Raw genomic sequence first — 26,362 nt, 5'->3', positions numbered from 1 at the left:
ATCCTTCGTTCCTTGTCTCGTCATACCCTTCTATACGAGCTGTGCGAATTCCTCACCCGTCTACAAGGAGTAGTCACCATGGTCAGCGTTAGTCGTCGATCCCTTCTCGCTCTTGGCGCCGCCCTGCCTTTGCTCGGGCGCCTGGATTGGGCGCTCGCCGCACCTGCGCCGACCAAGACTGACAAGGTACTGCTCAACTACAACGAAAGCCCCTACGGGCCTTCGACGGCGGCCCGCGAAGCGATGCAGCGCGGCATCGCGACAGCCGGCCGTTATCCGTACAAACATATGTACGCCTTGGCCGGCCTGTTTGCCCAGCAGCACGGGATTGCCGAAGAGCAGGTGGCGGTGTTCGCCGGCTCCATGGCCGCGCTGCGCTACGCGGTGCTGGCGTTCACCAGCGAAACCCGCGGCCTGGTGATGGCCACGCCTTCCTACGAAGTACCGCGCCAGGCCGCCGAGTCCCGTAAGGCGCCGGTGCGCGAAGTGGACCTTGACGCCGACCACGCCCACGACGTTCCCGCCATGCTCGCCGCCGATCCCCAGGCGGGGATGCTCTATGTCTGCAATCCCAATAATCCGACGGGCACCCTCACCTCTACCGAGGCTATTCGCCAGGCGTTGGCGAACAAGCCCAAAGGCAGCGTATTGGTGGTGGACGAGGCCTACATCGACTTCGCCGACACCCCAAGCGTGGTGAGCTGGGTCAAGGACCATGACGACCTGTTGGTGTTGCGCACCTTCTCGAAAATCTACGGCATGGCCGGCGCCCGCCTGGGCCTGGCGATCGGCCACCCGGCGCTGCTGGAACGGCTGGCGGTATTCGGCGGTGACAATGTCCCGGCGGGTTCTTCCCTGCTCGGCGGCCTCGCCAGCCTGGAAGACGTAAAGCTGCTGCCACAACGCAAGGCACTCAATGCCCAGCTGCGCGATGAAACAATCACCTGGCTCAAGGGCCGTGGCTTCACCTGCACGGCCTCCCAGGCCAACTGCTTCATGATCGACGTGAAGCAACCGGCCGAGCAGGTCATCGACAAGCTTGCCGCACAGGGCGTGTTGATCGGGCGGGTGTGGAAAAACTGGCCACAGTGGGTGCGCGTGACGGTGGGGAACAAGCGGGAGATGGAGCGGTTTCGCGAGGTGTTTGCGGCGACGGTCTAGCGCCGATGTGGGAGGAGGATTTCTTCCTCCCACATTCAGTTCAGGGATGTCACTGCTGCGCGATGCTGTAGCCCTCAAACGCCGTCTGCTGTTGCAGCGCAGTAATCACGCTCTTGCGGCTCAGCGGCTGCTCGACGCCGGCGTTATCCACAAAGCTTTCAACCTCCAGCTCGGCTTCGTCGCCTTCGCCTACAAAGCTGAAGCCCAGGAACTCAAACGCCTCACGGTCGACGTTCAACCGCGAGCGTGGCGTGCGCAGCGGCAGGGTGACGCTGGTGCCGTCCTTGCTGATCACAAACACTTCGGCTTCTTTCTTGGGGCGAGCGGCCTTGCCTTTGCCGGCGCTTGGGTTGCTGATGGCCTGGTGAGACTGGTTCAGCACTTTGAGGGCCAGCCCGTAGACCAGCTCCTGAAACTCAGGATCATCCTTGAAGCTCGACAGGATGCGGCTGATGGAGAACTTGCCGCTCAGGTCTTCAAGGGCGAGGTTGTCAGCGGCTTCGGCGTCCTTGAGCTGCTTGAGCTGGCCCATCAGGTCGTAGGCCTTGTCGTCGTCGAAGGCGTCGTGGGCCTGGCGGATGGCCACGCGCAGTTCGCGGATCTGGTCGCTTTCCTTGGAGGTGTGAAAGGCGTCCAGCACCATCTCGCTGATGATCTTGGCGGCTGGCACATGCTGTGAAAGATTGATGGCGTTTTCGTATTCAGCCTTGGCGTGCAAGGCGACTACGGATTCTTCGGCGGAGTGTTCGGTGTAAGAATCGGACATTGAAATTTCACTACTTCAGTAAACGGAAGACAAAAAAGCGTCGCGCATTTTCAGCGGGGAGGGGGATCAGGTCAAGGCTGCCGACCGGCGAATGCAGGGCGTCAAACCAACTGCTTCAGGCACGCCTGGAGAATATCCAGTCCTTCTTCCAGCACCGCAGGCTCGATGGTCAGCGGTGCCAGCAAGCGCACGATGTGCCGCGACTTGCCGCTGGGCATCAACAACAGCCCGGCGTCTCGCGCCAGGCTCAGCAATTGGGTCAGTTGCCGGGGCGCGGGCGTGCCGTCGGCGTTGGCCAGTTCGATGCCGCGCATGGCACCGACGCCGGTCAGGCGGCCCAGGTACGGCGACAGGTGCTGCGAACGCCAGGCGGCATAGCGGCCGACGATCGCTGCTTCCTGTTGCGAGCCCCAGGCCTGCAAGTGTTCGTCCGTCATCGCATCGAGGGTAGCCAATGCTGCCGCGCAAGCGATGGGGTTACCCGAGTAAGTACCACCGAGGCCGCCTTTGGGCAGGTTATCCATCAAGGCCTTGCGCCCGACCACCGCACCCAGCGGCACGCCGCCGGCGATGCTTTTGCCCAGCAGGATCAGATCCGGTTCGATGCCCAGGCGTGAGAAGGCGAAACGCCGGCCGGTGCGCCCGAAGCCCGATTGGATCTCATCGGCAATCAACAGGATATTGTGTTCATCGCAAAAGCGCCGCAGGGCGTGGGCAAACTCGATATCCAGCGCCAGGAAACCGCCTTCGCCCTGCACCGGCTCGATGATGAAACAGGCGACGTCAGCGACGTCGATTTCCACGCTGAACAAGCGGTCCATGGCTTTCAGCGCTTCAGCGCAGCTCACGCCGTTATCGGCGCTGGGGTAGGGCAGGTGATACACCGGGCCGGGCAGGACGCCGACCTTTTGTTTGTAGGGCGCCACCTTGCCATTGAGGTTGAGGGTGGCCAGGGTGCGGCCGTGGAAAGCACCGTCAAAGGCGATCACCGCCGTGCGGCCGGTGGCGCCGCGCACGATCTTCAAGGCGTTTTCTGCCGCTTCCGCACCGCTGTTGGTGAGCATGCCGCTGACGGGGTAGTCCACCGGGATAAACCCGGTCAGGCGATCCATCAGTTCGATGTAGGGCGTGTGCGGTGCCGCGTTGAACGCATAGTGGGTCAACTTCGTCGCCTGTTCCCGAATCGCCGCCACCACGCCCGGGTGGCAATGGCCAAGGTTGAGCACGCCGATCCCGCCGACAAAATCGATATAGCGTTTGCCCGTGGTGTCCCAGACCTCGGCGTTGCTGCCATGGCTGAGGCTGATGGGATGAACGATGGAAATCGACTGGCTGATGGTTTCGCGGCTCATGAATCTCGAACTCGGCAGTGGCGGGCGTGCTTTTATCTAAGCCGTGGGCCAGGCCCTGCCGCAAACGAAATAAAGTCGCCGGGTCATTCCAAATCGGAAGAGCTGTTGCCAAAAGCTCGTTTTTGGCAACGCCGTAGCCCCGTCGATGCTACGCCGACACCCCATCCTTGCCCGCCGCCTTGGCGCGATACAGCGCCTGATCGGCACGCGCCATAAGCGCGCTGGGGGATTCATCCATACGGCGCTCGGCCACGCCCACGCTCAGGGTAACGTGGAGGCCGCCGCGCATCGGGATCTTGCGCATCTTTTGGCAGATTTTCTCGGCCAGCTCCCTGGCGGTTTCCAGTGCGCTTTTGGGCAGGACCGCGATGAACTCATCGCCACCCCAGCGCGCGAGCAGGTCGCCTGGGCGCAGGCAGCTTTCCAGGCATTCCACTACCTGCAAAAGGGTTTGGTCGCCCACGCCGTGACCATGCTGGTCATTGATCGGCTTGAAATCATCGATATCCATCGCGATCAATGCCAGCGGCAGGCGAAAACGCTGGGCGCGGTCGCACTCTTCCAGCAGGACTTTTTCCAGGCGATAGCGGTTGGCGACGAGGGTCAGGGCATCCCGTTCGGCCAGGGAGCGGTTTTCGTCCAGCTGCAATTGCAACTGCTGGTTGACCCGTGACAATTCGCGCGTGCGCTCGGCCACCAGCGCCTCAAGGGATTGGTTGCGCCGCTCCAGCTGTTCGACGGAGCACTTGCGTATATGAATATCGCGATGGGCGCCGACCATCCGCGCCACCGAGCCATCGGGGTTACGGGCAATCACGTAGCCCCGGTCTTCAATCCACAGGTAGCTGCCATCTTTTTTGCGGCAACGGTATTCGATTTGATAATGGGGAGCGCGACGGTGGATGTAGTCATCGAACAGCGTCATCACGTGGGGGTAGTCTTCCGGGTGGATGACGGTCTCCCAGGTGAACACGCTGTTTTCCAGGGAGTGGCGGGGGTAGCCCAGCATTTCGTACCAGCCTGGGTTGCGGTAGACGAACCCGGTATTGGCGTTCCAGTCCCAGATCCCGTCGCTGACCAGCTCCAGCACGGTATGCAGCATGTCGGCATTGAGGTGGGAGAAATTACCGTTGTCGGAGGTATCGTCCATCTGTGCGCTCCTTGCATGGGCTGGCGTCCAAGGCCAGTCATATTGATGCCGATACTCCGTGGCTGGAGCTACTGTACAACGGAGCTTGTGCGCTTTGAATAGGGCGGATGGACGGCTACAGGAGGGTGGCCATGGGCTATTGCTTCGGCGCGATCATCCTCGTACGCGCCTTCCCATCGGCGTTGTGCTGGTAGATCGTGTCAGGTTGCCCCCGCTCGTTGAAAAACACTTGGCCGATGCCTGCCGAATTCCATAACCGTTCACCGGCCTCGGCATGCTCCGGGATGTGCGGCACCACCTGCATGGTGCGGCGGCGAGTGAACCAGTTGAGAGGCGAGCGCGGCGAGTACAGCCAGCGGTTGAGGCGGTCGAACCATTCCAGCAAGCGCGGCGGGAATTCGTTCTTGATGCCGCTGCTGGTGATCTGCCAGATTCTGGGGCCGGCGTTGCGATGGCGGATCAGCACTTCATAGACGAACGAGTAGTGCACATCCCCCGAGAGGATCACGTAGTTACCCGGTGTGCGCGAGTGGCGAAAGATGTTGAGGATCACCTGGGCCGCACCGCGATGGGCCATCCAGTTTTCTGCGTCCACCAGCAACGGGTGGCCGCACCAGCTGAAGATTTTCTGCACGGTCTCGATCAGCTTGACGCCGAAGATCGGCGCGGGGGAGACGATGATGGCCGAGGGATGGTCGAGCAGTTCCTGTTGCAGTTCGCTCAAGGCTTCCCAGTCCAGCAGGCCGGACGGTTGCTTGAGGGTGAATTCGCTGCGCCAGCGCCGGGTGCGGGTGTCGAGCACCACCAGGGCCGGGGTGGTGGGCAGTACGTAGTGCCACTGCTGGAACTTCAGCAGCGCCGCGAGCAAATCATCCTGTGCCTGGGCGTCCAAGTGATTGTCCTGCGCCTGGGTGGCCAGTGCCTGGGTGTGGCCCACCAGCTCATCAAAGGCGTCCGGGTTATTGCCCCAGCCCTGGCACAGCAGGTACGCCAGCAGGGCGTTACCGATGATGCGTCTGGAGAACGGATGGCCGTAGGCGGTTTCTTCCCATTGCGCGCTGAGGTTCCAGTCGTCGGTGATGTCGTGATCGTCAAAGATCATCAAGGTGGGCAGATGGGCGAATACCCGCGCCACGCCCGGCAAGCCGTCGCGAAATTTATCCACCTGCACCTGTTCGCGGGCATAGCGTGCAGCTTCATCGGCGTTCAGTTGCGGTGGCTGTACGGTGATCAGGGACCAGGGGGTGGGCGACCACACCAGCAGGTACATCGCCATGACTTCGGCGAACGTCACCAGGTGATTGTCGGCGGTGCTGCTGGTGAAAATCGGCTTTTTCACGCCGCCAAAGAAACGTTCGCGCAGGGTCTCATTGCTGTCCAGCGCGGGTAGCAGGTCAGCGCGGTGGTAGTAGCTGGCGTGATGCCCGTAGAGGCTGGCGCTGTCGTCTACCACCGCGCCTTCCAGGTACTCATCGAACAGGCCCAGGCGCGCAATCAGCCCATGGATCGCCCGCAACATCGGCCCGGCCACATCGTCGGCGTACACCTGGTCGCCACTCATCATCAGCAAGGCTGGGCGGTCGGCCGGGGTAGGCGCATCCGCCAGCAGCCGATCGACGCAGAGCAGGCCTTCGTCGGCGCTGTGGTGAGGTTTGCGGCAGGAGCCGTGTACCAGTTGATGGATGTGGCTGTGCAGTACGAAACTTGGGCAGTGTGTGTCGGCGTACAGCAGGTGCGATGCCCATTCGGCAATGCCGGCGTCGTCGACCAGCAGGTCATAGTGGATGACTATGTCCTGGGGCAGCGCCTCGTCCAACCGTACATCAATCAGATGGATGTACGCCTGGCGCCCCACCGGCACGACCTGGCACCGGTCCTGGCCCAGCGGCATGTCCAGGCACTGGTCGGCACAGTGCAGTTTCAGGCTCAGGGGCAATGCCCGGCTCCCCACCAGCCACAGCACCAGGCGCCGGGGTTCCAGGCGCCGCAGCAGAGGGCCGGCGAGTACGGCGGGCAAGGTGTCGGGATGTGGCATGCGGTAACAGGCTCCGGCCAGGGTTGAACCGGCAAGGTTAGCGCAACGGATGTCAGTGTTTTGTTAAAGCGGAGCGGTCTGTAAAAAAGAAGAAGGGCAATACGCTGCCCTTCTTCCTGCGGTTCAGAGCAAGTTCCCCTTGCCCAGGCTATCCAGGCCGCCACTTCTGGGGCGGTTGCGCGATGAACCGTCAGCCTCCTGAGGCTCCAGTTGCGGCTGAGGGTCTTCAATGCTGCGTTTCTTGCGTTGCAGGGCTGTGTCGTCCTGCGGCGTAGTGGGGGGAGGAGGGGGGAGCGGTGTGGCGTTGATAGAGCTGAGCATGGCAGTGTCCTTTTATCTATTAGTCGAGTGTTACTTCACCCCTTGGAGCGAAGTGCCGCCAAACTTATAGAGCAGGGCGCTGGCGAGCTATAAACGTCCTGCTGCAAGATATGACGACCTTTGGCTACTCGGCTCAGAAGTCATCAGCGGCGCCGTCCGCGCAACCCCCGGTCGCGGGAGTGGTCGCGCCGTCCTTGCCATCCAGCACAAAGGCCGCACGGTTTTGTGCCACGACATTACGTATTGCGCTGTAATAGTCCGGCAATTTTTGCAGGCTGTCGGTGAGCGGCAACAGTGATGCCCGGGTATCCACGGTGCCACCTACCAGGCTGAGGGTGCCCAGGGTCTGCACGGTGTCACTGTCTCCCAACGGCGAGACCAGGAAACTCAAGACCTTGCCTGCCGCATCGCGGCTGTTGCCGGTGCCCAGCAGTGGCAGTTCGACAATCGGCCCGTTGCCGATGCCCCACACGCCGAATGTCTGGCCGAAGTCGGCGCTATGGCGCGGGATGCCCACGCGGTCTGATACATCGATCAGCCCCACCACGCCCACTGTGGTATTCAGCGCAAAACGGCCAAGGGTATTGACCGAGCGCCTTGGGTTGCCTTGCAACAGGTCATTGATAAACACCTTCGGCTCGCTGAAGTTGCTCGCAAAGTTATGCACACCCTGCTGGAAAAAATCCGGCAGGTAGCGGTAGCCACGTGCTACCGGCGCCAGGGCGTAGTTATCCACCGTCCGGTTGAAGGCAAACACCCCGCGATTGAGCGGTTCGGCCGGGTCGTACACCGGGTAATTCACCTGTGCGCAGCGGGTGGTGGTGCCCGAGGGGGCCGGGCTGGCGCAGCCCGTGAGGTAAGACACGGTCAACAACAGCACGACCTGGCGAGCCAGGTGCCGGGGATAGGTCAGCGAGCGCATAAGCACGGTCTCCGCAAAAGGGAGGCCGATGCTGGCAGCCGTCCCTTGCGCAAAGATGTCTGGTTTATTGCGGCGCTGACGCTTTATTGCACGATTGAAATATATGACGGGCTGCGTCGAATGGTTTTAGATGGCGCATCGACAACACCCAGTGATGCCCGCCTGTGAGCAACCTTTTGATCGTGGACGATGACCTTGAAGTCCTCGCGCTGCTGAAGAAATTTTTTATGCAACATGGCTATGCGGTCGAGACCGTCGCCGGTGGCACCGAGCTGTGGGCCGCCATGGAGCGTCATCCTGCCGACCTGATCATTCTTGACCTGATGCTGCCGGGGGAGAACGGCCTGTTGCTGTGCCAGCGCCTGCGCCAGCAGTACGCAACACCGGTGATCATGCTCACCGCCATGGGCGAACTCAGCGACCGCGTGGTAGGCCTGGAAATGGGCGCCGACGATTACCTGAGCAAACCCTTCGACGCCCGTGAACTGCTGGCGCGGGTGCGTGCGGTATTGCGTCGGGCAGGCGAGGGGCGGCCAGTGTTGGGCGGGTCTGCCCGTCCCTTGATTCGCTTTGCGGGCTGGCAACTGGACGTTACGCGCCGTGAACTGCGCTCCCCCGACGAGGTGATGATCCCGCTGTCATCCGGCGAATTCGACCTGCTGCTGGTCTTCGTCGAACACCCCCAGCGCGTGCTGACCCGCGAACAACTGCTGAACCTGGCGCGGGGCCATAGCCATGACGCGTTCGACCGCAGCATCGACGTGCAGGTCAGCCGCCTGCGCCGCAAGCTGGAGTTCGATACCAAGCGTCCGGCCATGATCCGCACCGTGCGCAACGGCGGTTACCAGTTCACCGCCAGTGTGAGCCGTTCATGAGCCGCCGCCCGCGTGACACCGTAGCGCGCTGGATTGCCCTGACCATCCTGGTTGCGATGTTTACCGCGCTGGCGCTTAACGCCCTGTTCGTACAATTGGCGGGCGTGTGGGCACGACCACCGTTGACCGAAATCGGCTTGCTGGAAAAGATCGCCGTGGTGGTGCGCGCGGTCGAGGCGTCGCAGCCTGCCCAGCGAGCACACCTGGCTCAGGTGATGGGCGATGAGTCCTTCAGCGTGACGTGGGTAGCGCAGCGCGCGGCCTTTGATTTGCCCGTGCTGAACGACCCGGACTTTGATTCGGGGGAGCAAGCGTTCAAGCACCTGCTTCAGGGACCGACCCGGCCCATGGAAGCCTACGAACCGTCCGACTGGCCAGGTGGCAACGGGCAGTATGTGCTCCTGATGCAACTGGCCGATCAGTCCTGGCTGATGTTCAGCGCCCGTGCCCGCAGTTGGGGGCTGGACGAGGGCGTGCGCAGCGTGATCGTAGTGCTGCTGGTGCTGATCTCGACTGCGCTGGTCACCCTGGTCGCGACCCGTCGCCTGGCTCGCCCCCTGCAACACTTCGCCCAGGGCGCGCGGCGCTTTGGCGCCGACTTCCGCGCGCCGCCCATCGAGCCGGTCGGGCCCCACGAAATCCGCCAGGCGATCCTCGCGTTCAACGGCATGCAGGCGCAGTTGCGGCACTTTATCCAGGATCGCACGCAAATGCTCGCGGCCATCTCCCACGACCTGCGTGCGCCCCTGACCCGCCTGCGCCTGCGCGGTGAATTCATCGAAGATGCCGACCAGCAACGCCGGCTGTTCAATGATGTCGATGAAATGCAGGCCATGATCAACACGGCCCTGGCGTTCTTCCGCGACGACGCACGCCTGGAGCAGGCCACCCAGCTGGACCTGGCGGAACTGCTGCAAACCCTGATCGACGACTACCGCGACCAGGCGATTGAACTGGCTTTCAGCGGACCGCCGCGCCTGGTGTACTTTGGCCGGCCCTTGGGCCTCAAGCGGGTGATGACCAACCTGATGGACAATGCCATCCACTACGGCCGGGCGCCTGAAATCGAACTGCAACAAGGGCCGGCCGAAGTGGTGATCCGCGTGCTGGATCGCGGCCCGGGGATTGCGGCGCAGTATCGCGAACAGGTGTTCCTGCCGTTCTACCGCCTCGAAAATTCACGCAACAAAAGCACCGGCGGCGTCGGACTTGGGCTGTCTACCGCCAGGGCGATTGTGCTGGAACACGGCGGCACACTCACCCTGTCGGAGCGCCAGGGTGGTGGGTTGGAGGCGGTGGTGGTGTTGCCGGTGTAACCGGTGCTCGCCACAGGGGCGGTCAGGTATGGGAGTCCTCAATCACCTTCGGCACCGTAAACCGGAACTCACTGCCACGGCCCACTTCACTTTCAGCCATGATCTTGCCGCCATGGGCCTGGACAATCCCCTGGGTGATATACAGCCCCAGGCCGGTGCCGGTGGGATTGTTTTCCGACTGGGTCCAGTAGCGATCAAACACGTGGGGCAGTTGATCGGGCGCAATCCCTTCGCCTGAGTCACGCACCGAAAACACGATCTCTTCACCATTGGTCATCGCACTGATGCCGATATTGCCCTGGCGCGGAGTGAACTTGATGGCATTGCCGATCAGGTTCGACAGCACCTGGAACAGCCGCTCCGGGTCGCCGTTGATCTGCAGGCCAGGCTCTGCGTTGAACGACAGGTCGATGCCTTTTTCCATCGCCAACGGCGCGAGCAGGGAGTAGGCCTCTTCGAACATTTGGCTGACGTCCAGGGCCACGGGTTTGACCACGTAGCGCCCGGCCTCGATTTTCGAGGTGTCGAGCAAGTCTTCCAGCAAGACGTTCATGCGTCCGGCAGCCTGTTGCATGGTGTCGATGGCCGAGGAAATGCGTCGCGAGGTATGCGGGCCGTCGGAGCTGAAGGCCTTTTGCATCATGCCGCAGAGCATGGAGATCACCGTCATCGGGTTGCGCAGGTCGTGGGACACCACCGCCACCAGATCATCGCGGGCGCGCACGGCCTGTTGTTCGCGCAGCACCTGGCGGGCCAGGTCGTTTTCCAAGGCAGAGCGGCGCAGGTCGTTGGCGGCGAACAGGTCGCCATGGCTCCACTTGGTGGAAATACCGGCCATCTCCACCTTCCAGATTTCAAACGAGGTACGCGGGCGAAGGCGCAGGCCGGCGTCGGAGTTTTCCAGGTCGAGCGGCTTTTTCGGGTCACCACTCCAGTTAATGTTTTCTTTCACTTCCGGGCGGAACCACAGCACGCCGTTATCCACAGGCTTTGGCAGGCTCATGGCCAGGACACCGCTGGCCACCTGTTGGAACTCGGCGCCTGGCGGGTAGATCGACACCAGATTATGGCTGGAGAACACCGGCTCGCCGCTGTCCTGCAGCCACTTGTGCAAGGCCCGGATCTGCGCCGGTTCCGGGCAGTTGCCGTAGCGGTGCAATTGCTTGTCTTCGATGATCGCCACGCCGCCGGACAAGGTCAGGTCCATCAGCACCTGGCCGCGCTGGGCCAGGCCGTCGAACACGTTTTCTTCGCAGGCCTTCATGGCTTTATCCAGCAACGCCAGGGCCTCGACTTTTTCTTCCCGCTGACGGCTCAGGTCCAGGGCTTCCATGGCGCTGATCTGCAATGACAGCACCTGGCCGATGGTCTGGCAGGTGATGCGCAAATCATTGGGTACCAGCAGCGGCTCGCGGTTGCCGCAACTGATCAGGCCCCAGAGCTTGTCGCCCTTCATCAGCGAAATGCTCATGGACGACAGCACGCCCATGTTTTGCATGTACTGGCAGTGAATCGGCGACACGCTGCGCAGGGTGGCAAAGCTCAAATCCAGCGGCTCACCGGTATCCGGGCGCAGCTTGGGCAGCAATGGCACCGGCTCGTAGGCCGCATTCGGGATGATGCGCAGCCAGTTGGTGCGATACAGCTCGCGGGCCTGCTCCGGGATATCGGACGCGGGGAAGAACAGCCCGTTGAACAGCTCCATGGACGGTGCCGACGCTTCCGCGATCACCTGGCCATGGCCTTCTTCTTCGAAGCGGTAGATCAACACCCGGTCGTAACCGGTCATGGCCTGGATTTCAGTCACGCTGATTTCGTACAGCGCTTGCAGGGTTTTCGCTGATTGCAAACGTTGCAGCATCTTGCCCAAGTCACTGCTGCGGCCTTTCAGGGCCCGCGGCCGGAAGTCCTTGAGCCGCGGTTCGAATTCCAGCACCAGCACGTCCTGATGGCGGTGCAACAGGCCTTCGAACTCGGCGCCGTTGAGGGTGACGTGCAAAGGCGGCGCATCAAGGAAGCTGTTGTGTTCGGCCATGGCCTGCACGGCCTGGGCATGCTCGGCACCGATCAGCGTGTGCAGTGGCTGGCCCAGCAACGACTCGGGGGCGCGGTTGAACAGGCTGGCGACGTTAGTGCTGACTTGAATGATGTTCAGGTCGGGCTCCGACAACGTCAGCAGCACACCGTGGGGTTGGATCGCCCCTGGAAAGCGGATGGGCTCGTCGGCACAGTTGGCAAGCAGCTCTTCAAAGTCTTCGGGTTTCATAGCAGTACCTCCTGGCTGTCGAGCCATTGCTCAAAGCAGCTGAATGTCGAGCGGGCCGCGTGCACCGCGCGCTGTTTGGCTGGCGTGTCCAGCGGCAGGCGGCCCAGGTAGTCGAGAAAATCTTTCCAGAGCCGACCGGTTTCGGCACCGTACACATCGAGGAACGCCCCTCCGTTGTCGGCGTCCAGCGCCAGGCGTCGAGCCATTTCCCGACGCAGTACCTGGCCGCCCAGGGTTGCGCCTTCAAGCACATACAAGGCGCCGAGGCAGGCGGCGGGGGTGTCGAAAGCGGGCAATTGCCCACAGTGCGGCAAGGCGTTGATCGCGCAGGCGTCCAGGCCAAGGGCGTGAAGATCGTCGATCAGCGTCGGCGTTTTCATACGCAACGCAGGGTCGAAGCCTTCAGGGATAAACTCACAGCTGTACAGCGCTGCTTCAATCGGCCGGTAAAACCCGTAATACGCCTGGATCAGGCGCCGATACCAGTCGGCATCCAGCTCCTCGGAAAAAAACGGCAGGCGTTCTTCCAAGGCTACGTGCAATAGGCCGGTGCCTGCGCGCAACGCGTCCAGCAATGAGGGCGCACCACCATCATGGGCCTGTGAATGCATGCAATGAGCTCGAACTGTGGGCCTTCCGGCCATGAATGACGCGTTGTAAAAGGCGACAATTCTACACAACAGGTGAGCATCAGCTGAACGCACAAGACGAAAAGGCTGACCAGCGGATCAGAAAAGTCGCTCCCTGCTGATGCAAGTGACCACAAGGCAGGCTGTGAAGTTCGGCAAAAGTGATATCGCGAAGCTATCAATGCATGGATGAGCCCTGCTGAGTCAGCGCCGTTTGCACACACTCAAGCAAATGTTCGGTGCTCCACGGCTTGGGCAGAAACCGCACGGAGCCGCCCAATTGCTGTGCAAGTTTGGCATTGCCGGAGGTGAGCAGTACCGGCACCGACGGCCAGCGATGAGCCACTACCCGGCTCAAGTCATAGCCGTTGAGCAACCCCGGCATCTGCACATCGCTGACAATCAAGTCCACCGGATCATCGCCGCGTTCCAGGTAAATCATTCCTTCATCGGCTGAAGGAAAAGACGTCACAACCGCGCCGAAATCCTCCAGTACATCCACCATCAACGACCGAATGATCTCGTCGTCTTCCAATACCAAAATCGATGGCTGAGCCATGATCCTTACTCCACCATCAGGGTTCAGTAAGGTGGAGTGGAACGGGGCCGGTTAGGTTCGATTGGATGCGTATGGGGCGATGGGTGGTCAGTTTCGAGGGTCTAGGTTGCGCATTTGCGCGGAGGTACGGCAGGATACTGGCGCTCTGCAATCAGGATCGGCCCGAATCCCGTGGGCCCTCGCACAAGGTCGTCAACCGTGAACGCTTCCGCAGCCCCCTTGATCGACCCGGACCTGGGCAATCGCATGATCAAAGTCGATCACGCCGGCGAGCATGGCGCGATCTGTATCTACAGCGGCCAGCTGTTTATGGCGCGATTGTTTGTACCCGGCATGGTGGGTGAGCTCGAGGAATTCCTGTCCCACGAACGTCGCCATCGCGCGGTGTTCCAGGCCGAGTTGCAACGACGGGGTTACCGACGCTGCCGCAGCTACTGGCTGTGCGGCCTTGGCGGGCTGGTGCTGGGCCTGCTCACCGGGGTGTGCGGGCGCAAGGCTATTGTTGCCACCACCGTCGCGGTGGAAAGCGTGGTGCTCAAGCACCTGGCTCATCAGCTTCATGCGTTACGCGAAATCGACCCACTGGCCGTGGCGGCCATTGCTTCCATCGTTGAAGAAGAGCAACACCACCACGACCACTCGGCTGCGCAGATCGATGTGCAGGATCCCTGGTTTCGTGCGCTGACGCCGGTGGTTACGGCGTGGACCGAAGCGGTGATCTGGATGGGCATGCGCTCCTGACAAACGGGCATAATCGCCGCCAACACCGATGTGGAGTCACCCATGAAGTACGTCCTGCTGACCCTCGCGCTGATCCTCAACACCGGCGCCGCCAATGCCGCCGGCGATGCCGAGGCCGGCGGCAAACTCTTCACCAAGACCTGCGGCGGCTGCCACAGCGTCGGCGAAGGCGCTCGCGGTGGCTTTGGCCCGGAGCTCAACGGCATCATCGGCCGACCTGCCGGTACCACCACCGACTATCAATATTCGGACGCGATGAAAAACTCCGGTGTGGTCTGGACCCGCGACAAGCTCGCGGCCTACATCGAAGCGCCCAAAAAGGTGGTGAGTGGTACGCGCATGATTTTCTGGGGCATCAGCGACCCGGAAAAAATCGACAATATCCTGGCGTACCTTGAGACGTTCCAGCCCAAGTAATCACTCACGCACATTCCTGAACAGCATCAACCGCGCACTTTCGTGCAGCCCACGGGTCAGTGCCTGCAGGCGCTGGAATTCCTCGGGGTGCTGCGCGGCCACATCGTCACGCGGGGTGAGTGATGCCAGGTCATGCAAGGTGGGTGAGCTGCCGTCTTGCTGCATCTGCAGCAAAAAGTGCCGGGTCACGCCGCCGATGATCGGGAAGGTGCCTTCGCGCAATACCAGCGGCACCACGCGCTCGCCCTCGGGCGCCGGTTGCTGGATGTCACGGCCCATCGCACCGTTGCGGAACGGTACGCCTGCCATGCCGGCCACGGTGGGCAGCAGGTCGGCCAGCCCCACCGCTTCTTCGATCACACGCGGTGCAAGGCCGGGAGCGTGGATCAGCAGCGGCACGTTGTTACTTTCCAGGCCCAGCTGCTCGAAGGCCGGCGCCATGTGCGGGATCTGGCTGATGCGGGTGTTGTGGTCGCCGAAGAACACAAAGATGCTGTTGTCGTAGTAGCCACCGGCCTTGGCGATGTCCATCAGCCGGCCGATGTTGTAGTCCAGCAGACGCACGGCGTTGTACTGCTCGACACTGCGGGACCCCGCGGCCTGGGCCTGTTCCAGCGTCACGTGGCTGAGCTGGAAGCCATCGTTGTGTTTGGGGATGGTGAAGGGGCGATGGTTGCCGGAGGTTTGCAGGTAGGCAAAGAACGGTTGGTCCTTGGGAAGCGTGCTCAGCAGATCGTCAGCTTCCTTGAACAGGTCCAGGTCGGAAATCCCCCACACGTCTACCCGTGGCGACTGCCAGTCGCTCTCCTCGAACAGTTGCACATCGTCGATGCTCTGGCGGATCAGTGCATTGATATTCGCCCAGCCGGCGTTGCCGCCGATCATGTAGAACTTCTGGTAGCCCTCGAATGCATTGATCAATGTGTGTTGCCGCGTGATCAGCGGGTTGCGCGTGGCGGTCTCCTGGCGGGTGACGTCGGGCACGCCGGTGATGCTGGCCCACACGGTTTTCGCGGTGCCGGTCACAGGCACGTAGAAGTGTTTGAAGAACCAGCTTTGCGTCGCCAGTTTGTCCAGGTTCGGCGTGGGGTTGAGCGGGTTGCCATAGGCGCCCACGGCGCTGGTGCCGAGGGATTCGAGCATCACGAAAATCACGTTGGGCGGGCGCTCGCCGGCCAGTCGATAGGGCTGCACGCCTTGTTCGCGGATGAAGTCCAGGGACTGGGCATCGGGCTGGGTCACGCCCAGGTATTGGGCAACTTGCGGGTAATACTGGCGGACCTGGGCCTCATCGAACTGCGATTGGCCGACCTTGAGGGTGTCATACAAAAACAGCACCGGGTTCAGGCCCACGGCGGCCAGTTGGCTGTTGCCGGCGAAGAAGGCATCGCTCCAGCGCAGGGGCACCGGGTTTTCCAGGTTGAGATGGGCGACACGGCCGAGCAGGGCCAGCAGCACCGCGACGACGCCCATCACACTCACCACTGCCAGTGCCGGTTTGCCGATAAGGGCGGGCGCTCGATCCAGGGTCAACCGCTCCAGGCAGACCAACGCCCAGACCCAAAGCGCCACCGCCGCGAGCCAGCAGGCGGTTATCCACAGTACCGGGTAGGTTTCCCACACCATCTGCTGGGAAATCTGCGCATCCTGCAGGTAGCGCAGCACCGTCGCATTGATACGCACGCCGAGGTAGGCGTAGTGGCCGAAGTCGATGATGTACACCAGCCCCACCACGGCCAGTGCGATGACCAGGTAAGCGCGCGCCAGCCAGCGCAGGGCCGGCAGGGTGGTGAGGTTCCAGCGCGGCAGCCACGCCAGCACGGCCAGCGGCAGCAGGATCAACACCGCCAGGCGCAGGTCGAAACGCAGGCCGATTCCCAGGGTTTCCAGCAGCGCCGGGGTGTTCAAGTCCAGGCCGGAAAAACCCAGCACAAACACCAGCCGCAACGCAGCCAGCAACACAAATACCAACCCGATCGCGCCCAGGCCGTAGCGCAGGCGGCGTGATTGCAACGCACTCATCATTGACCCCGGTGCCATTTCAAAAGAGGGCGCCAGGCGGCGCTGATCAGCAGCCCCGCGCCGGCGATCAGGCAGTAACCGGTCAGCAACGGATCGACCAGATAATCCCAATAGTTTTCCGACGCCTTGAGCCGTAACGCAAAGGCCAACGTGCCCACCGCCAGCATCCACGCCGCCAGCGTATTACGCAGCCACAGCATCAACAGTGCGGCTGCCGCCACCAGGACGATCATCGGCCGCGGGTTGAAGCCCCAGCGGTACGGGTCGAAGTAGGTCAGGCCCAACGTGGCCGGGTACAGCACCAGGCTCAGCAGGCCAAACAGCAGCAACGTCTGCACTTGATGCCGACGAGCGAGCGGTTGCACTAAGCCCAGGCGGCTGAGCACGACCCACGCCAACAGCACCAATGTGCTGATCGCCAGGTCATCGGTAAAACTGCGCACATACGCCGCCAGCGGCAGCGCGTTGACCGGGATAAAACTGACCGCCACCAGCACCGGCAGCAGCCATGGCCGCCAGGGAGCGGTAAACCTGAGCGCGCTCAACAGCACAAACCCCAGCAGCACAAAACTCAAATGGGCCTGCCACACAGAAACCATCACAGACGCTCCGCCAGCCAGGCTTCGTTGAAGCTGACATGTTTGATAAAGGTGTTATTCCACGAGTACACCACGTGGTACATGCCGTCCGGGCTGCGGCTGAAGTACGGGTACTCGTATTCGAAATCGCAGCCTTGGGGTTTGCATACGCGGTAATCGAGGTTGCTGAGAAAGCGCTGTTCCAGCGGCAGGCGTTTGGCGCCGCTGGAGGCGCGGAAGCCTTCGCCGATGATTGCTTTATAGGCCTCGGGGGAGAACGGTTGGCCGAGCGGGTCGGGTGACTCATCCAGTTGCACCACGGTGCGCCATTGGCTGAGCTGGGCGTCGGTGCCGTAGAGGCTGAGCTTGAAGCGGCCGTCCTGCAGGTCGTTGAGGGCCACGAGCAGCCCGTCATCCTCGGTACCCACCGCCGCCAACGATGAATTGGGATTTGCCGGTTCCAGCGGGTATGGCTCGCTCCAGGTTTGCCCCGCATCTTCGGTGCGGCTGGCCAGGACGCGGTGGTGGGTGTCGCCGGCGTAGCGCAACATCGCCACGGCACGCTTGCCATCCAGCGGCACGATGGTCGGTTGCAGGGAATTCTTGCCGCGGCTGATGCGGAATTTGTCGATTACCGCGCCGTCGGCACTCAAGTACAGGTACTCGGCAAACTTGCCCATGAACTCGTGGTACACCGGCAGGCCGATGGAGCCGTCGGCGTGGAACACCGGCGCGGCGCGTACCAGGGTACTGATGTTGAAAAACGGTGAGGTCACCAACTGTCGGGGCGCGGACCAACTGGCGCCGAGGTCATCCGAGACCATCAGGTTGATCGCACTGGTGGCCCAGCCGCCGACCGACACCGAGACATAAAACATCCACAGGCGTTTATCCGGCCCCAGGGCGATGACCGGGTTGCCGAGCTTGCGGATATAACGCTGGGTGCCGGCGCGGGTGCTTTCCCGCGTGGCCAGCACCTGCTCGGCACCCCATTCGCCGCTGCGCGCATCGAAGCGTGCGGTGCGCACCTGTACATCGGCGGCGCCTTCACGGGAACCGGCAAACCACACGGCTATCAAGTCGCCACCGGGCAGGGCGGTGACCGAGGACGCGTGGACAAAGTCAGTGAGCTGCGAGGACACAAAACGGCTGGTGTATTGCGGCGGCGCCGCCACCTTCGAGGTGTTTGGCGTCACTTGGGCAAAGGGGGCCAGCACATGGGGCGGATGGCTTAGCCACGCGGCCACGAAGACGGCGAGCAGGCTGCAGATCAGTAAGGCGGAGCGCATAGAGGACCTGTCGAGAAAAGGATTACTGCGCACGCTCATCCGGCAGGCGCTTCCTGCGACCGGTGAGCATGGATAACGGCAGGTTGTCCCGCACCTGGATACTTTCAAACACCGCGGCCAGCACATGGATGCACACCAGGCCCAACAGCACATTGGCGGCGGTCTCATGGATTTGCAGGGGCCAATCGGCGCCCCACAGGGCATCCACTTCCTGCATCAAAAAGCCGCTGATGCCGACGACCAGCAACGCGAGCAACATCAACAGCATCACCAGCGCACCGATGGGCGAGTGGCCCAGGCGATGCTGCGGGCGGCGGTTGAGCAGCGAGCGCAGATGGGTGTTCAAGCGTTTCGGGGTCGGCCAGAAGTCCGCCCAGCGCGCACTGCGCGGCCCGATGAACCCCCACACCGTTCGTACCAGCAGCCAGGCCATGGCGTAGTAGCCCAGCCAGACATGCCAGTCGTCGCCCGCTTCGTTAAAGAAGTAATTGGCGACGAAGACCCCGGCGATCGACAGATGAAACAGCCTCACCAGTGGGTCCCACAGACGCAGGGATTCGCCTGGCATCAGCCTTTGATCTCAGTCTTCACGGCCTTGCCGGTGACCGGGTCGTGGTAGATCTCCACCTTGCGCTTGTCCTTGTCGAAGCCGTAGATCTCGTAGCAGTTGCCATCGGTGACCTTGAACTTGCTGATCTCGTAGCCTTCGGCCTTGAGCTTGTCCTGGAAGGCTTTTTCGTCTTGCCATTGCGAGCGTTCGGCGGTGGTGCATTGCGGACCGGCAACGGCCAGGGGGCTGGCGATAATCAGGGACAGCAGGAGAATTTTGCGCATGGAAAAGCTCTCAGCAGATGTGGGAGATTTAACAGTGCAAAACCAACCTTAGGGCAACCTTAGTTGGCAACGCGCCGTAACATCTTGGCTGGAATAGCCCCGCCCAGAACCCGGCATGATGCCGCCGATTCCTACAGAGACTTTGCTATGCGCCTACTCCTTGTCGAAGATGATCGTGCCCTTGGCCAAGGGATTCGCGTGGCATTGGGCGTTGAGGGCTACACCCTGGATTGGTTGCAGGATGGCGTTGCGGCCCTGCATGCCCTGCGCACGGAAAGCTTCGATCTTTTGCTGCTCGACTTAGGTCTACCGCGCCTTGATGGCCTGGACCTGCTGCAGCAACTGCGTGCCGAGCAGCACGACCTGCCGGTGCTGATCCTCACCGCCCGCGACGGCACCGCCGAGCGCATCGCCGGTCTGGATGCCGGTGCCGATGATTACCTGGTCAAGCCGTTCGATGTGGAAGAACTCAAGGCCCGCGTGCGTGCCCTGCTGCGCCGCAGCCAGGGGCGCGCGCAACCGATGCTGGAACATGCCGGCGTCAGCCTCGACCCGGCCACCCAGCAGGTGCGGTACCTGGACGCGGACATCATCGTGACGCCGATGGAGTACCAACTGCTGCACCAACTGATGGTGCGCCCCGGCAAAGTGGTGACCCGCGAGCGCCTGTCCCGCGCGTTGTATGGCTGGCAGGACCGGGTCGAGAGCAACACCTTGGAAGTGTTGATCCACAACCTGCGTAAAAAGTTATCCACCGAGCTGATCCGCACCGTGCGCGGCGTTGGCTATGTACTGGCGCTCAAACCATGACCTCCGTGCGTGCTCGTATCCTCATCCCTGTCCTGGTGCTGATCCTGTTGGGCGACGCCCTGATCAGCTGGCTGGTGCTGCGCGACAGCCACCACGAAATCGAAGAAGTCTACGACGCCCAACTCGCCCAAAGCGCGCGCCTGTTGCAAGGCGTGCTACGCCAACGCGACCCCGGCGAGGCTGATTGGGACCGCCTGTACCAGGCCTTCGACCAGGCCATGAGCCGTGTCGGCGAAGACGGCGTCGCTCACCCTTATGAAACCCGGTTGACCTTCCAGGTGTGGCGCAGCGACGGCCAATTACTCGTACGCTCCGCCGAAGCGCCGGTGTTGGTCGCACCGCCGGCTACCCTCGGGTCCCACGACATCATGGACAACGGCAACGACTGGTGCGCCTTTCTCCTCGCCGATCCGCAACAGGGCCTGCTGATCTGGGTGGGCGAGCGCGACGACATTCGTCAGGACGTGATCCAGCGCATCATGCGCCACACCCTCTGGCCCACCTTGATCGGCGTGCCGCTGCTCACGGTGTTGATCTGGCTGGTGATCGGCTGGGGCCTCAAGCCCTTGCGCGCCATGGCCCGCAAGATTCGCGGGCGAACCGCCGAGACCCTGCAACCGCTGCACCTCAAGCCGCTGCCCAGCGACCTGGAACCGATGCAAACCGCGCTCAACCGGCTGTTGGTCCAGGTGGATGACCTATTGGAACGCGAGCGCCGCTTCATCGCCGACGCCGCCCACGAACTGCGCACACCCCTGGCGATCCTGCGCATCCATGCGCAAAACGCCCAAAGTGCCGGCACCGAGGCCCAGCGGCGCGAAGCGTTGGACTTCCTGGTCAACGGCGTCGATCGCGCCACCCGTATTGGCAGCCAACTGCTGACCATGGCGCGTATCGAACCGCAGTTGAACAATCCCAAGCGCAGCCGCGTACAACTCACCGAGCTGGTGCGCGAAGAACTCGCCGAACTGACACCGCTGGCCATGGAGAAAGGCGTGGAGTTGGTGCTGGAAGGGGATGAAGACTGCTGGATCGAAACCGAACCGGTGGCACTGGCCATCGCCCTGCAAAACCTGGTGACCAACGCCCTCAACTTCTCCCCGCCGGGCAGCGAAGTGAAAGTGGTGATTGGCGCCCATTGCCTGAGCGTGGAGGACCAGGGGCCGGGCATTGATGAGGCGGAAATGGGGCGTTTGTTCGAGCGGTTCTACAGCCGTGGCAATGCCAATGGCGCTGGGCTGGGGCTGGCGATTGTGGAGATGATCGTGGGCAAGATCGGCAGCCGGTTGGCGTTGCATAACCGGGAGCAGGGCGGGTTGTGTGCGCGGTTGGTGTTTAACGAGACCTGAGGCGATCATGGCGGAACATTCTGTTTAATCGCAGGTCCAGTCATCATCGTTCACCTTGATAAGATAAGGACATCCTCCCGTGAAGCGAATCGCACTGCTCTCCCTGGCCCTGGCGCTATGTGCCTGCCAATCCAACCAACGCGACTCATCGCCCAGCCTGTTCAAGGACGGCATCCAGCTGCGCCAGAAAGCCGTGGCCGTCGATGCTGAGCATGCCAAAGTCATCATGAAAGCCTACGGCGGCACCGCTCCCGTCGAGTTCTCGATACGCCGCGAAGGCGACCCCGATGAACGCATGGAAACCCTGGGCACGGTGATGGATACAGGTGAAGGCCGCGTCTTCAACTGGATTGCAAAGCTCAACCAGACGGTGGCCAGCGCTGGGTTCAAGCGCTTCCCGCAGTTGGAGATCCAGGCAGAACCTGGCAAGAAGCTGATCGTTGCCAGTTCGTCCACCGACTCACGCCCTGGCATCTACGCCATTTGCGGGCCTCTGTTAAGTAGCTTCCAGCCTGAAAAGGGCAAGGTGTATCTGGTGGAGTTCCAGTTCAAACCTTCGGCGTGTGCGCAGCAGGTGTTTGATATTACGGATCCGGGGAAACGGGTTCTGATTGGGGGGGAGGGGAGTGAGGCGAAAGAGGGTTAGGTGGACGGCCGAACAAATGCGGATGATGCGCTTGGAAGGACCTGAAGGTTTGATACTTCCAGCGCTCTCCGCCAGGGTCTTCATCGGTTGTGCTGACTTCGCCGAAGTACCAATGCTCTGATTCGAAAACGTTTCCTTTTTCGTCCTCGTGGATGAAGTGAAAGCCAACTTCTTGGAGGCCTGCCTGAACGACAGTCTGCGCATGAAGATGAATTCTCTAAGTCTGTGTTATTCGTTTGCACCTTCGTAATCAAACGCGATGAAGTAGTCGCTTTCTGAGAGAGCAATTTCATGAGAGAAGTGTGTCTGTATCAGTGATAGCCATTCACGCCGCAGTTCAAACATACCGTTATTGACGTCCTCGTCTATCGACCCATCACTTGCAAGATAAACTTCCAACTCTCCATGTTGGGAATCCCATTCATAAACTTTCCTGCCTTTTTCCTCAATCCAACGCTCTCTCAGCCCGGCACCGCCCTGTCTGGGAGCCATGGGTTTTGCTTTTATCAGGTTTCCAAAGCCAGTTATTTGTTCAGTATTTGGAGCCTTGTGGTACTTGTGATCCCCAGCCTTGACACTAACCACCACATACAGCGGTCGAATCCCCGACTCCACCGGGAACACCAGAATAAAATCCCGATACGACGGCGGATAAATCGGGTTCACCAGAATCTGCGCCGCTTTATCCGTCGGCGGGTAAATCCAGATCACCGGTGCTTGTGGCGCAGCCTCCAGGGTCGGAATACCCAGCGTGCCACTTGGATCAACGGCGGGTGTCCAGATCAGCTCGACACCCTCACCCAAATCCGCCACAAACTGATCGCCACGGCTTTGGAACTGCACCACATCAATCATTTGCCAATCAGGATTATTGCCGGTGTAAACCCATACCCCTTGAGCGTGCCGTCCTCGCGTTGCTCGATATGCAAGCGCATCTGCGAACGCGGGGATGGCTCGTAAAAATCAACAGATGGCGAATACGGCGCCCGCGACGGCTGTGGGGTCAGGATTCGCTGTTTGAGTAACTCTTCTTCGGTGGGGGGATAAAAGCGTTCTGACATGGATGGCTCACTTCCTTGTGCTAGGGAGTGAGGCTACGAGGGGGACGGGGGGGCAGGTAAGGCACGCGGCGATTTGCTCGCCGCGTGTTTCAACGTTACATCGGCGCGAAATCGAACGACCACAGGCCGCTGGCACGGCTTACCGTCACGTTCACCTCAGTGGCGGTGATGGGCGCGATGAACTGGGTCATATCCGAGAAGTTCTGCACGATATAGGTTTGCCCGACCATCGGAGGCGTTGCCACCATGAAGTAAAAATTGGGCTCGTATTCAAAGCTTACGGTCATGCTCGAGTCCACTTTCGGCATGGTCACTACAGGCCGACCGTTGACGTACCAGTTGCTGTCGAACTGCAGGTACGGGTTGGTTTTGTTGATGATGCCGCACTGCTGCGGTGTGAGTTTCTCCTTGGCCAGTGAAAGCGCCGCCGGCTCAAGGTACGGTGACAATCCGTTAGGGCTGACCGCCTGAAGCAAGGTGCCAGGGTTAAGCGTGCGACGGCCCGAGATGATGGTATTGCTGTCTTTTTCACCAAGGGTGGTGACATCGGTTTCGATGATGGCCTCGTAGTCGAACGACTCAGTGGCACCGGCAGAGCCGGTCAGGATCTGCCAGGCGTGAATCCGATAATCGCGCTGAGGCTGTTGGGGTTTGAGAAATACCAGAACGGTCTTGCCTTCCATATCATCGACAGCGAAGTTCACATTGAATGTGGTCATTGTCCTTCTCCTTGTTCCCTGTTCAAGCCGGAGCAACATGCCTTGGCTTATCCCTCCTGACGTACCGCGTCACCGCTTGTGAAGATCTGTTTCAGCTTCTTCCTCGCTGTGCAAGAAAGCCGTGCAGACGCGGTCATGTACGCTTCACAACTGGTAGTCGCGTTGCGTCCTGACGAAGGGGCATTCCGTCCCGATTGTCAGAAAGGAGTCTTGTCATGCACGCACTTACCGTCGTTGCCATGGGTGTGGCCAGCGCACTACTGAGCCTGTCGGCTGCTGCGCAGATGGACTGCGCTGCGGCTTCAGCCGCGGTGATCCCGCTACCGGTGCAGGTCAGCAACGTGGCTATCCCTAACAGCCGGAGCAACCCGCAGATAAACCAACGGCATATCTTCTGTGGCGAGATCAACGCCGCTGGCAATGCGGTGGGGTTTCACTCTCGGCCCGGTAACCATGATCCGCTGGTGGGGCCGCTGGCGCTTGACCCGGTTGCCGCGCGTACCATCGGTCCTCGTACATACATGGTGCCTTACGGGCTTAATCAACCTAACGATTACCGCTATGCAAACGCCAACGTAGAAGTGTTTAACGTGGCGACGGGGACGTGGGTGGCCAAGGCAGGGCCTTCCACGTTCTTCCCCGACAGTTGCACGCAACAGCAGGTTGTCGCGTCGATTCGCTATGCCTTCATGCACTTGAGCTCTGGCCTGGTGATGGGTGGGGGAAACAGCCAGATTTTCTTCGGGCCTTCCGCGCCGACGGTGATCGCCGTCGTTCCCAATCCTTATTGTGTTGATGAGCAAGGGCTGGCATTTACGGTTGGCGGCTATCTCAACGGTATTCCCCCTGCGCCTGGTGCTGCCTTGGTTTGGTGGGTGAGTTCAGCCTTCCCGATCGCGGCTTTCTGAGTATGGAAAAGCCTGCCCCAATGATTTGGGGCAGGCTTGTTCTTGCGGGCTTGCCAATGAATCAAGTGCCGCAAATCGGACCGAGTAAACCCCGTAATTGCTGCCGTGCCAGTTGCACACGCTTTCGGGCGTTGGACTCACTGATCAGCAACGTGCCTGCCATACCTTCGTATTCCAGGCCATCGATGCAACGCAGCGCCAACGCCTGCGAAAGTGTCGCCGGCAACCGGCCGATGGCCAGGTTAAGGGCCTGCAAGGCTTCTTGTCCGCACGCATTGCGTTCCGGGTCATCATGCGGAGGTTGCCAGGTGACGCTTTCATACAGATCGTGATCAAGCCATTCAAGGCTGCAGGTGACCGGCGTTTTGCGCAGGCGGTCGATACAAAAGTTGTGCGCCACCCGCTTGAGCCAGGCGGGCACATTCTCCACGCTATTCAAGCGTTCGGGGGCCTTGCTCAACAGGTTGAACAAATGCAGGCGCACCTCGCTCAAGGCGTCCTCTGCATCCTGGGGGCGGCGCAGCAACCGTCGACAGCGCTGACGAATGATTGCGTCGTGATGGATCAAGAACAGCCAAATTTCATTCGGCGCACAGCCGTGCTCGACACCGTGCGGCTTCGCATCCCTGTCACTCGCCATAATCATTCCCTGATCAACTGCGGCGCCAGGCCCGACAGGCTTTTTTTGCAAAGCGTGTGGGGCACTGGCCGGAGCAAGCAGGACGGAATAACGACAGGGTTTGTGAACGTGGGCTAGTGAAATAAGGGGCGACGGTGTAGGAAATGCAGATTGGGGGGCGGTAGCCTCATGCTTCTGAGTTCTGGCTTGGTGAATGTGGGTAGCGTCAGCTGTTGACTGGGGGCTCCACTTATTTGATGAGGTTGCGTGTCGTCAGCCTCGGTTTACTTTTAGGTGATCGGGCTCGGTTCAACAGCGTGGGTGACGATCAATAGGCGTCATCGGTGATGTTCTGAAGCATGCCTGCTGATCAGCTCAGCAAGTGCTTGGAGATCAAGCGCGAGATTTCAACAATCGAGGTCTTGCCGGTGAATTCAAATTTCACTTTCCCCAACGACGAAAAGTAAATCTCCAGTTCCGAATCCAGGTCAAACGTCCCGGACGTTTCCACCGAGTACGCGACGATGTTTTTGTACGGCAGCGAGGTGAAGTCCTTCTTGCTGCCTGTTATGCCTTGTACGTTCACTGCGATGATGCGTTTGGTGGTGAAGACCACGCCGTCGCGCATGGCTTTGTAGGCGTCGATGACTTCTTCGCCGTCCAGCAGCAGGGCCGCGACGCGTTCGGCGTATTCGTTGTTTTGCTTGAGTTTGAAGAAGCCTTTGTTATTGAAGTCGATCATGTGAAGGTCCTTGTGGTGAGTCCGTTATTGAATGGCTTTAAGGTAGTCCTTCAGTGTCGCGAGCAGTGGCTTGAGTTCCTCCAGCGTGGAGGCTTGCTGTACGTCGGTAGACAACCGCTGCAGCTCACGTCCCAATACCGTATCGGCCCCACCCAAAGCGACCAGCGCCTGCGCCATACACTCGTCTATCTTCAGCAGAACTCCAGGCAGATCCCCCTGTCGCACCAGCAATCCGAACACCTCCCGCTCATACCGATCCATCACCAGGTCGTCCC

Annotated in this window: 27 protein-coding genes and 1 pseudogene (1 of these 28 cut by a window edge); 9 read left to right on the top strand and 19 right to left on the bottom strand. The window is 61.0% G+C overall.

The window, feature by feature from the left end; genetic code table 11:
• Positions 1–78: 78 nt before the first annotated feature.
• Entirely contained in the window at positions 79–1,161 is a 1,083-nt protein-coding gene (ptaA, locus tag FX984_RS14030; RefSeq protein WP_146478295.1) for a pyoverdine biosynthesis transaminase PtaA, read from the top strand.
• Positions 1,162–1,210: 49 nt separating this feature from the next.
• Here ptaA and FX984_RS14025 read toward each other — a convergent pair whose 3' ends face one another.
• From FX984_RS14025 to FX984_RS14000, 5 genes are all read right to left on the bottom strand, one after another.
• Positions 1,211–1,927 (bottom strand): hypothetical protein, encoded by a 717-nt coding sequence (locus tag FX984_RS14025; RefSeq protein ID WP_092359284.1) that lies wholly within the window; start codon positions 1,925–1,927, stop codon positions 1,211–1,213.
• Positions 1,928–2,028: 101 nt separating this feature from the next.
• Complete coding sequence (locus tag FX984_RS14020; RefSeq protein ID WP_092359282.1) at positions 2,029–3,279, bottom strand: 2-aminoadipate transaminase; 1,251 nt, start codon at positions 3,277–3,279, stop codon at positions 2,029–2,031.
• Positions 3,280–3,427: 148 nt separating this feature from the next.
• Positions 3,428–4,429: a diguanylate cyclase domain-containing protein gene (locus FX984_RS14015; RefSeq protein WP_027607612.1), complete on the bottom strand. Its 1,002-nt coding sequence runs from the start codon at positions 4,427–4,429 to the stop codon at positions 3,428–3,430.
• 136 nt (positions 4,430–4,565) lie between these two features.
• The gene (locus FX984_RS14010) at positions 4,566–6,464 is read right to left on the bottom strand and encodes an alkaline phosphatase D family protein (protein WP_027607611.1); all 1,899 of its coding nucleotides are present in this window, start codon (positions 6,462–6,464) and stop codon (positions 4,566–4,568) included.
• 454 nt (positions 6,465–6,918) lie between these two features.
• The gene (locus FX984_RS14000; protein ID WP_092359278.1) at positions 6,919–7,707 is read right to left on the bottom strand and encodes an MlaA family lipoprotein; all 789 of its coding nucleotides are present in this window, start codon (positions 7,705–7,707) and stop codon (positions 6,919–6,921) included.
• A 164-nt stretch (positions 7,708–7,871) separates the two neighbouring features.
• Here FX984_RS14000 and FX984_RS13995 point away from each other — a divergent pair, with 164 nt between their 5' ends.
• Positions 7,872–8,582, top strand: coding sequence for a response regulator (locus tag FX984_RS13995; protein WP_092359276.1), 711 nt, complete (start codon positions 7,872–7,874; stop codon positions 8,580–8,582).
• Positions 8,579–9,898, top strand: coding sequence for an ATP-binding protein (locus FX984_RS13990; RefSeq protein WP_027607607.1), 1,320 nt, complete (start codon positions 8,579–8,581; stop codon positions 9,896–9,898). The genes FX984_RS13995 and FX984_RS13990 overlap by 4 nt, the downstream gene beginning before the upstream one ends.
• Before the next feature lie 22 nt (positions 9,899–9,920).
• Here the strand turns inward: FX984_RS13990 and FX984_RS13985 are convergent, their stop codons facing one another.
• The 3 genes from FX984_RS13985 to FX984_RS13975 all read right to left on the bottom strand — a co-directional run bounded on the left by FX984_RS13985 (position 9,921) and on the right by FX984_RS13975 (position 13,352).
• Entirely contained in the window at positions 9,921–12,164 is a 2,244-nt protein-coding gene (locus FX984_RS13985; RefSeq protein WP_146478296.1) for an ATP-binding protein, read from the bottom strand.
• Positions 12,161–12,775 (bottom strand): biliverdin-producing heme oxygenase, encoded by a 615-nt coding sequence (locus FX984_RS13980; protein ID WP_027607605.1) that lies wholly within the window; start codon positions 12,773–12,775, stop codon positions 12,161–12,163. The genes FX984_RS13985 and FX984_RS13980 overlap by 4 nt, the downstream gene beginning before the upstream one ends.
• 196 nt (positions 12,776–12,971) lie before the next feature.
• Complete coding sequence (locus tag FX984_RS13975; RefSeq protein WP_027607604.1) at positions 12,972–13,352, bottom strand: response regulator; 381 nt, start codon at positions 13,350–13,352, stop codon at positions 12,972–12,974.
• Between the two features lie 198 nt (positions 13,353–13,550).
• Between FX984_RS13975 and FX984_RS13970 the strand changes: the two genes are divergently transcribed.
• Complete coding sequence (locus FX984_RS13970; RefSeq protein WP_223841625.1) at positions 13,551–14,093, top strand: demethoxyubiquinone hydroxylase family protein; 543 nt, start codon at positions 13,551–13,553, stop codon at positions 14,091–14,093.
• 42 nt (positions 14,094–14,135) lie between these two features.
• Complete coding sequence (locus FX984_RS13965; protein ID WP_027607602.1) at positions 14,136–14,510, top strand: c-type cytochrome; 375 nt, start codon at positions 14,136–14,138, stop codon at positions 14,508–14,510.
• Here the strand turns inward: FX984_RS13965 and FX984_RS13960 are convergent, their stop codons facing one another.
• Genes FX984_RS13960 through FX984_RS13940 form a run of 5 tightly spaced genes read right to left on the bottom strand, consistent with a single transcriptional unit; the run spans position 14,511 to position 19,233 of the window.
• A complete protein-coding gene (locus FX984_RS13960; protein ID WP_146478297.1) occupies positions 14,511–16,532 on the bottom strand; it encodes an LTA synthase family protein in 2,022 nt (673 codons plus the stop codon).
• Entirely contained in the window at positions 16,532–17,131 is a 600-nt protein-coding gene (locus FX984_RS13955) for a hypothetical protein (protein ID WP_027607600.1), read from the bottom strand. The genes FX984_RS13960 and FX984_RS13955 overlap by 1 nt, the downstream gene beginning before the upstream one ends.
• A complete protein-coding gene (locus FX984_RS13950; protein ID WP_108574757.1) occupies positions 17,131–18,399 on the bottom strand; it encodes a sialidase family protein in 1,269 nt (422 codons plus the stop codon). Before FX984_RS13950 ends, FX984_RS13955 begins: the two co-directional genes overlap by 1 nt.
• 22 nt (positions 18,400–18,421) lie before the next feature.
• The gene (locus FX984_RS13945; protein ID WP_027607598.1) at positions 18,422–18,967 is read right to left on the bottom strand and encodes a cytochrome b/b6 domain-containing protein; all 546 of its coding nucleotides are present in this window, start codon (positions 18,965–18,967) and stop codon (positions 18,422–18,424) included.
• On the bottom strand, positions 18,967–19,233 hold the full coding sequence (locus tag FX984_RS13940; protein ID WP_048722823.1) for a PepSY domain-containing protein: 267 nt from the start codon (positions 19,231–19,233) through the stop codon (positions 18,967–18,969). The genes FX984_RS13945 and FX984_RS13940 overlap by 1 nt, the downstream gene beginning before the upstream one ends.
• A gap of 147 nt (positions 19,234–19,380) precedes the next feature.
• Here FX984_RS13940 and FX984_RS13935 point away from each other — a divergent pair, with 147 nt between their 5' ends.
• From FX984_RS13935 to FX984_RS13925, 3 genes are all read left to right on the top strand, one after another.
• On the top strand, positions 19,381–20,043 hold the full coding sequence (locus FX984_RS13935; RefSeq protein WP_027607596.1) for a response regulator: 663 nt from the start codon (positions 19,381–19,383) through the stop codon (positions 20,041–20,043).
• On the top strand, positions 20,040–21,392 hold the full coding sequence (locus tag FX984_RS13930) for a sensor histidine kinase (protein ID WP_146478298.1): 1,353 nt from the start codon (positions 20,040–20,042) through the stop codon (positions 21,390–21,392). The genes FX984_RS13935 and FX984_RS13930 overlap by 4 nt, the downstream gene beginning before the upstream one ends.
• Before the next feature lie 79 nt (positions 21,393–21,471).
• The gene (locus FX984_RS13925; protein ID WP_098480106.1) at positions 21,472–22,038 is read left to right on the top strand and encodes a hypothetical protein; all 567 of its coding nucleotides are present in this window, start codon (positions 21,472–21,474) and stop codon (positions 22,036–22,038) included.
• 228 nt (positions 22,039–22,266) lie between these two features.
• On the opposite strand, the gene FX984_RS32885 is transcribed toward FX984_RS13925, so the two are convergent.
• The 3 genes and pseudogenes from FX984_RS32885 to FX984_RS13910 form a co-directional block, all read right to left on the bottom strand.
• Positions 22,267–22,383, bottom strand: coding sequence for a colicin E3-like toxin immunity protein (locus tag FX984_RS32885; protein ID WP_175472335.1), 117 nt, complete (start codon positions 22,381–22,383; stop codon positions 22,267–22,269).
• A 24-nt stretch (positions 22,384–22,407) separates the two neighbouring features.
• Positions 22,408–23,099, bottom strand: a pseudogene (locus tag FX984_RS13915) (S-type pyocin domain-containing protein); the annotation flags it as partial.
• A 95-nt stretch (positions 23,100–23,194) separates the two neighbouring features.
• The gene (locus tag FX984_RS13910) at positions 23,195–23,818 is read right to left on the bottom strand and encodes a hypothetical protein (RefSeq protein WP_027607593.1); all 624 of its coding nucleotides are present in this window, start codon (positions 23,816–23,818) and stop codon (positions 23,195–23,197) included.
• Between the two features lie 215 nt (positions 23,819–24,033).
• Between FX984_RS13910 and FX984_RS13905 the strand changes: the two genes are divergently transcribed.
• Complete coding sequence (locus tag FX984_RS13905; RefSeq protein WP_027607592.1) at positions 24,034–24,726, top strand: EndoU domain-containing protein; 693 nt, start codon at positions 24,034–24,036, stop codon at positions 24,724–24,726.
• A 61-nt stretch (positions 24,727–24,787) separates the two neighbouring features.
• Here the strand turns inward: FX984_RS13905 and FX984_RS13900 are convergent, their stop codons facing one another.
• From FX984_RS13900 to FX984_RS13890, 3 genes are all read right to left on the bottom strand, one after another.
• Positions 24,788–25,366: an RNA polymerase sigma factor gene (locus FX984_RS13900; RefSeq protein WP_065926019.1), complete on the bottom strand. Its 579-nt coding sequence runs from the start codon at positions 25,364–25,366 to the stop codon at positions 24,788–24,790.
• Positions 25,367–25,715: 349 nt separating this feature from the next.
• On the bottom strand, positions 25,716–26,087 hold the full coding sequence (locus FX984_RS13895; protein WP_027607590.1) for a PH domain-containing protein: 372 nt from the start codon (positions 26,085–26,087) through the stop codon (positions 25,716–25,718).
• 24 nt (positions 26,088–26,111) lie between these two features.
• On the bottom strand, positions 26,112–26,362 hold the 3' portion of the coding sequence (locus tag FX984_RS13890; RefSeq protein WP_027607589.1) for a hypothetical protein. The gene runs 79 nt beyond the window's last position; only the last 251 of its 330 coding nucleotides appear in the window; its start codon lies off the right edge, out of view; it ends in the stop codon at positions 26,112–26,114.

This window comes from Pseudomonas marginalis, from assembly GCF_008692035.1.
In the GTDB taxonomy this organism is placed as follows: Bacteria; Pseudomonadota; Gammaproteobacteria; order Pseudomonadales; family Pseudomonadaceae; genus Aquipseudomonas; species Aquipseudomonas marginalis.
This window is presented reverse-complemented; position numbering and strand designations above follow the sequence as displayed.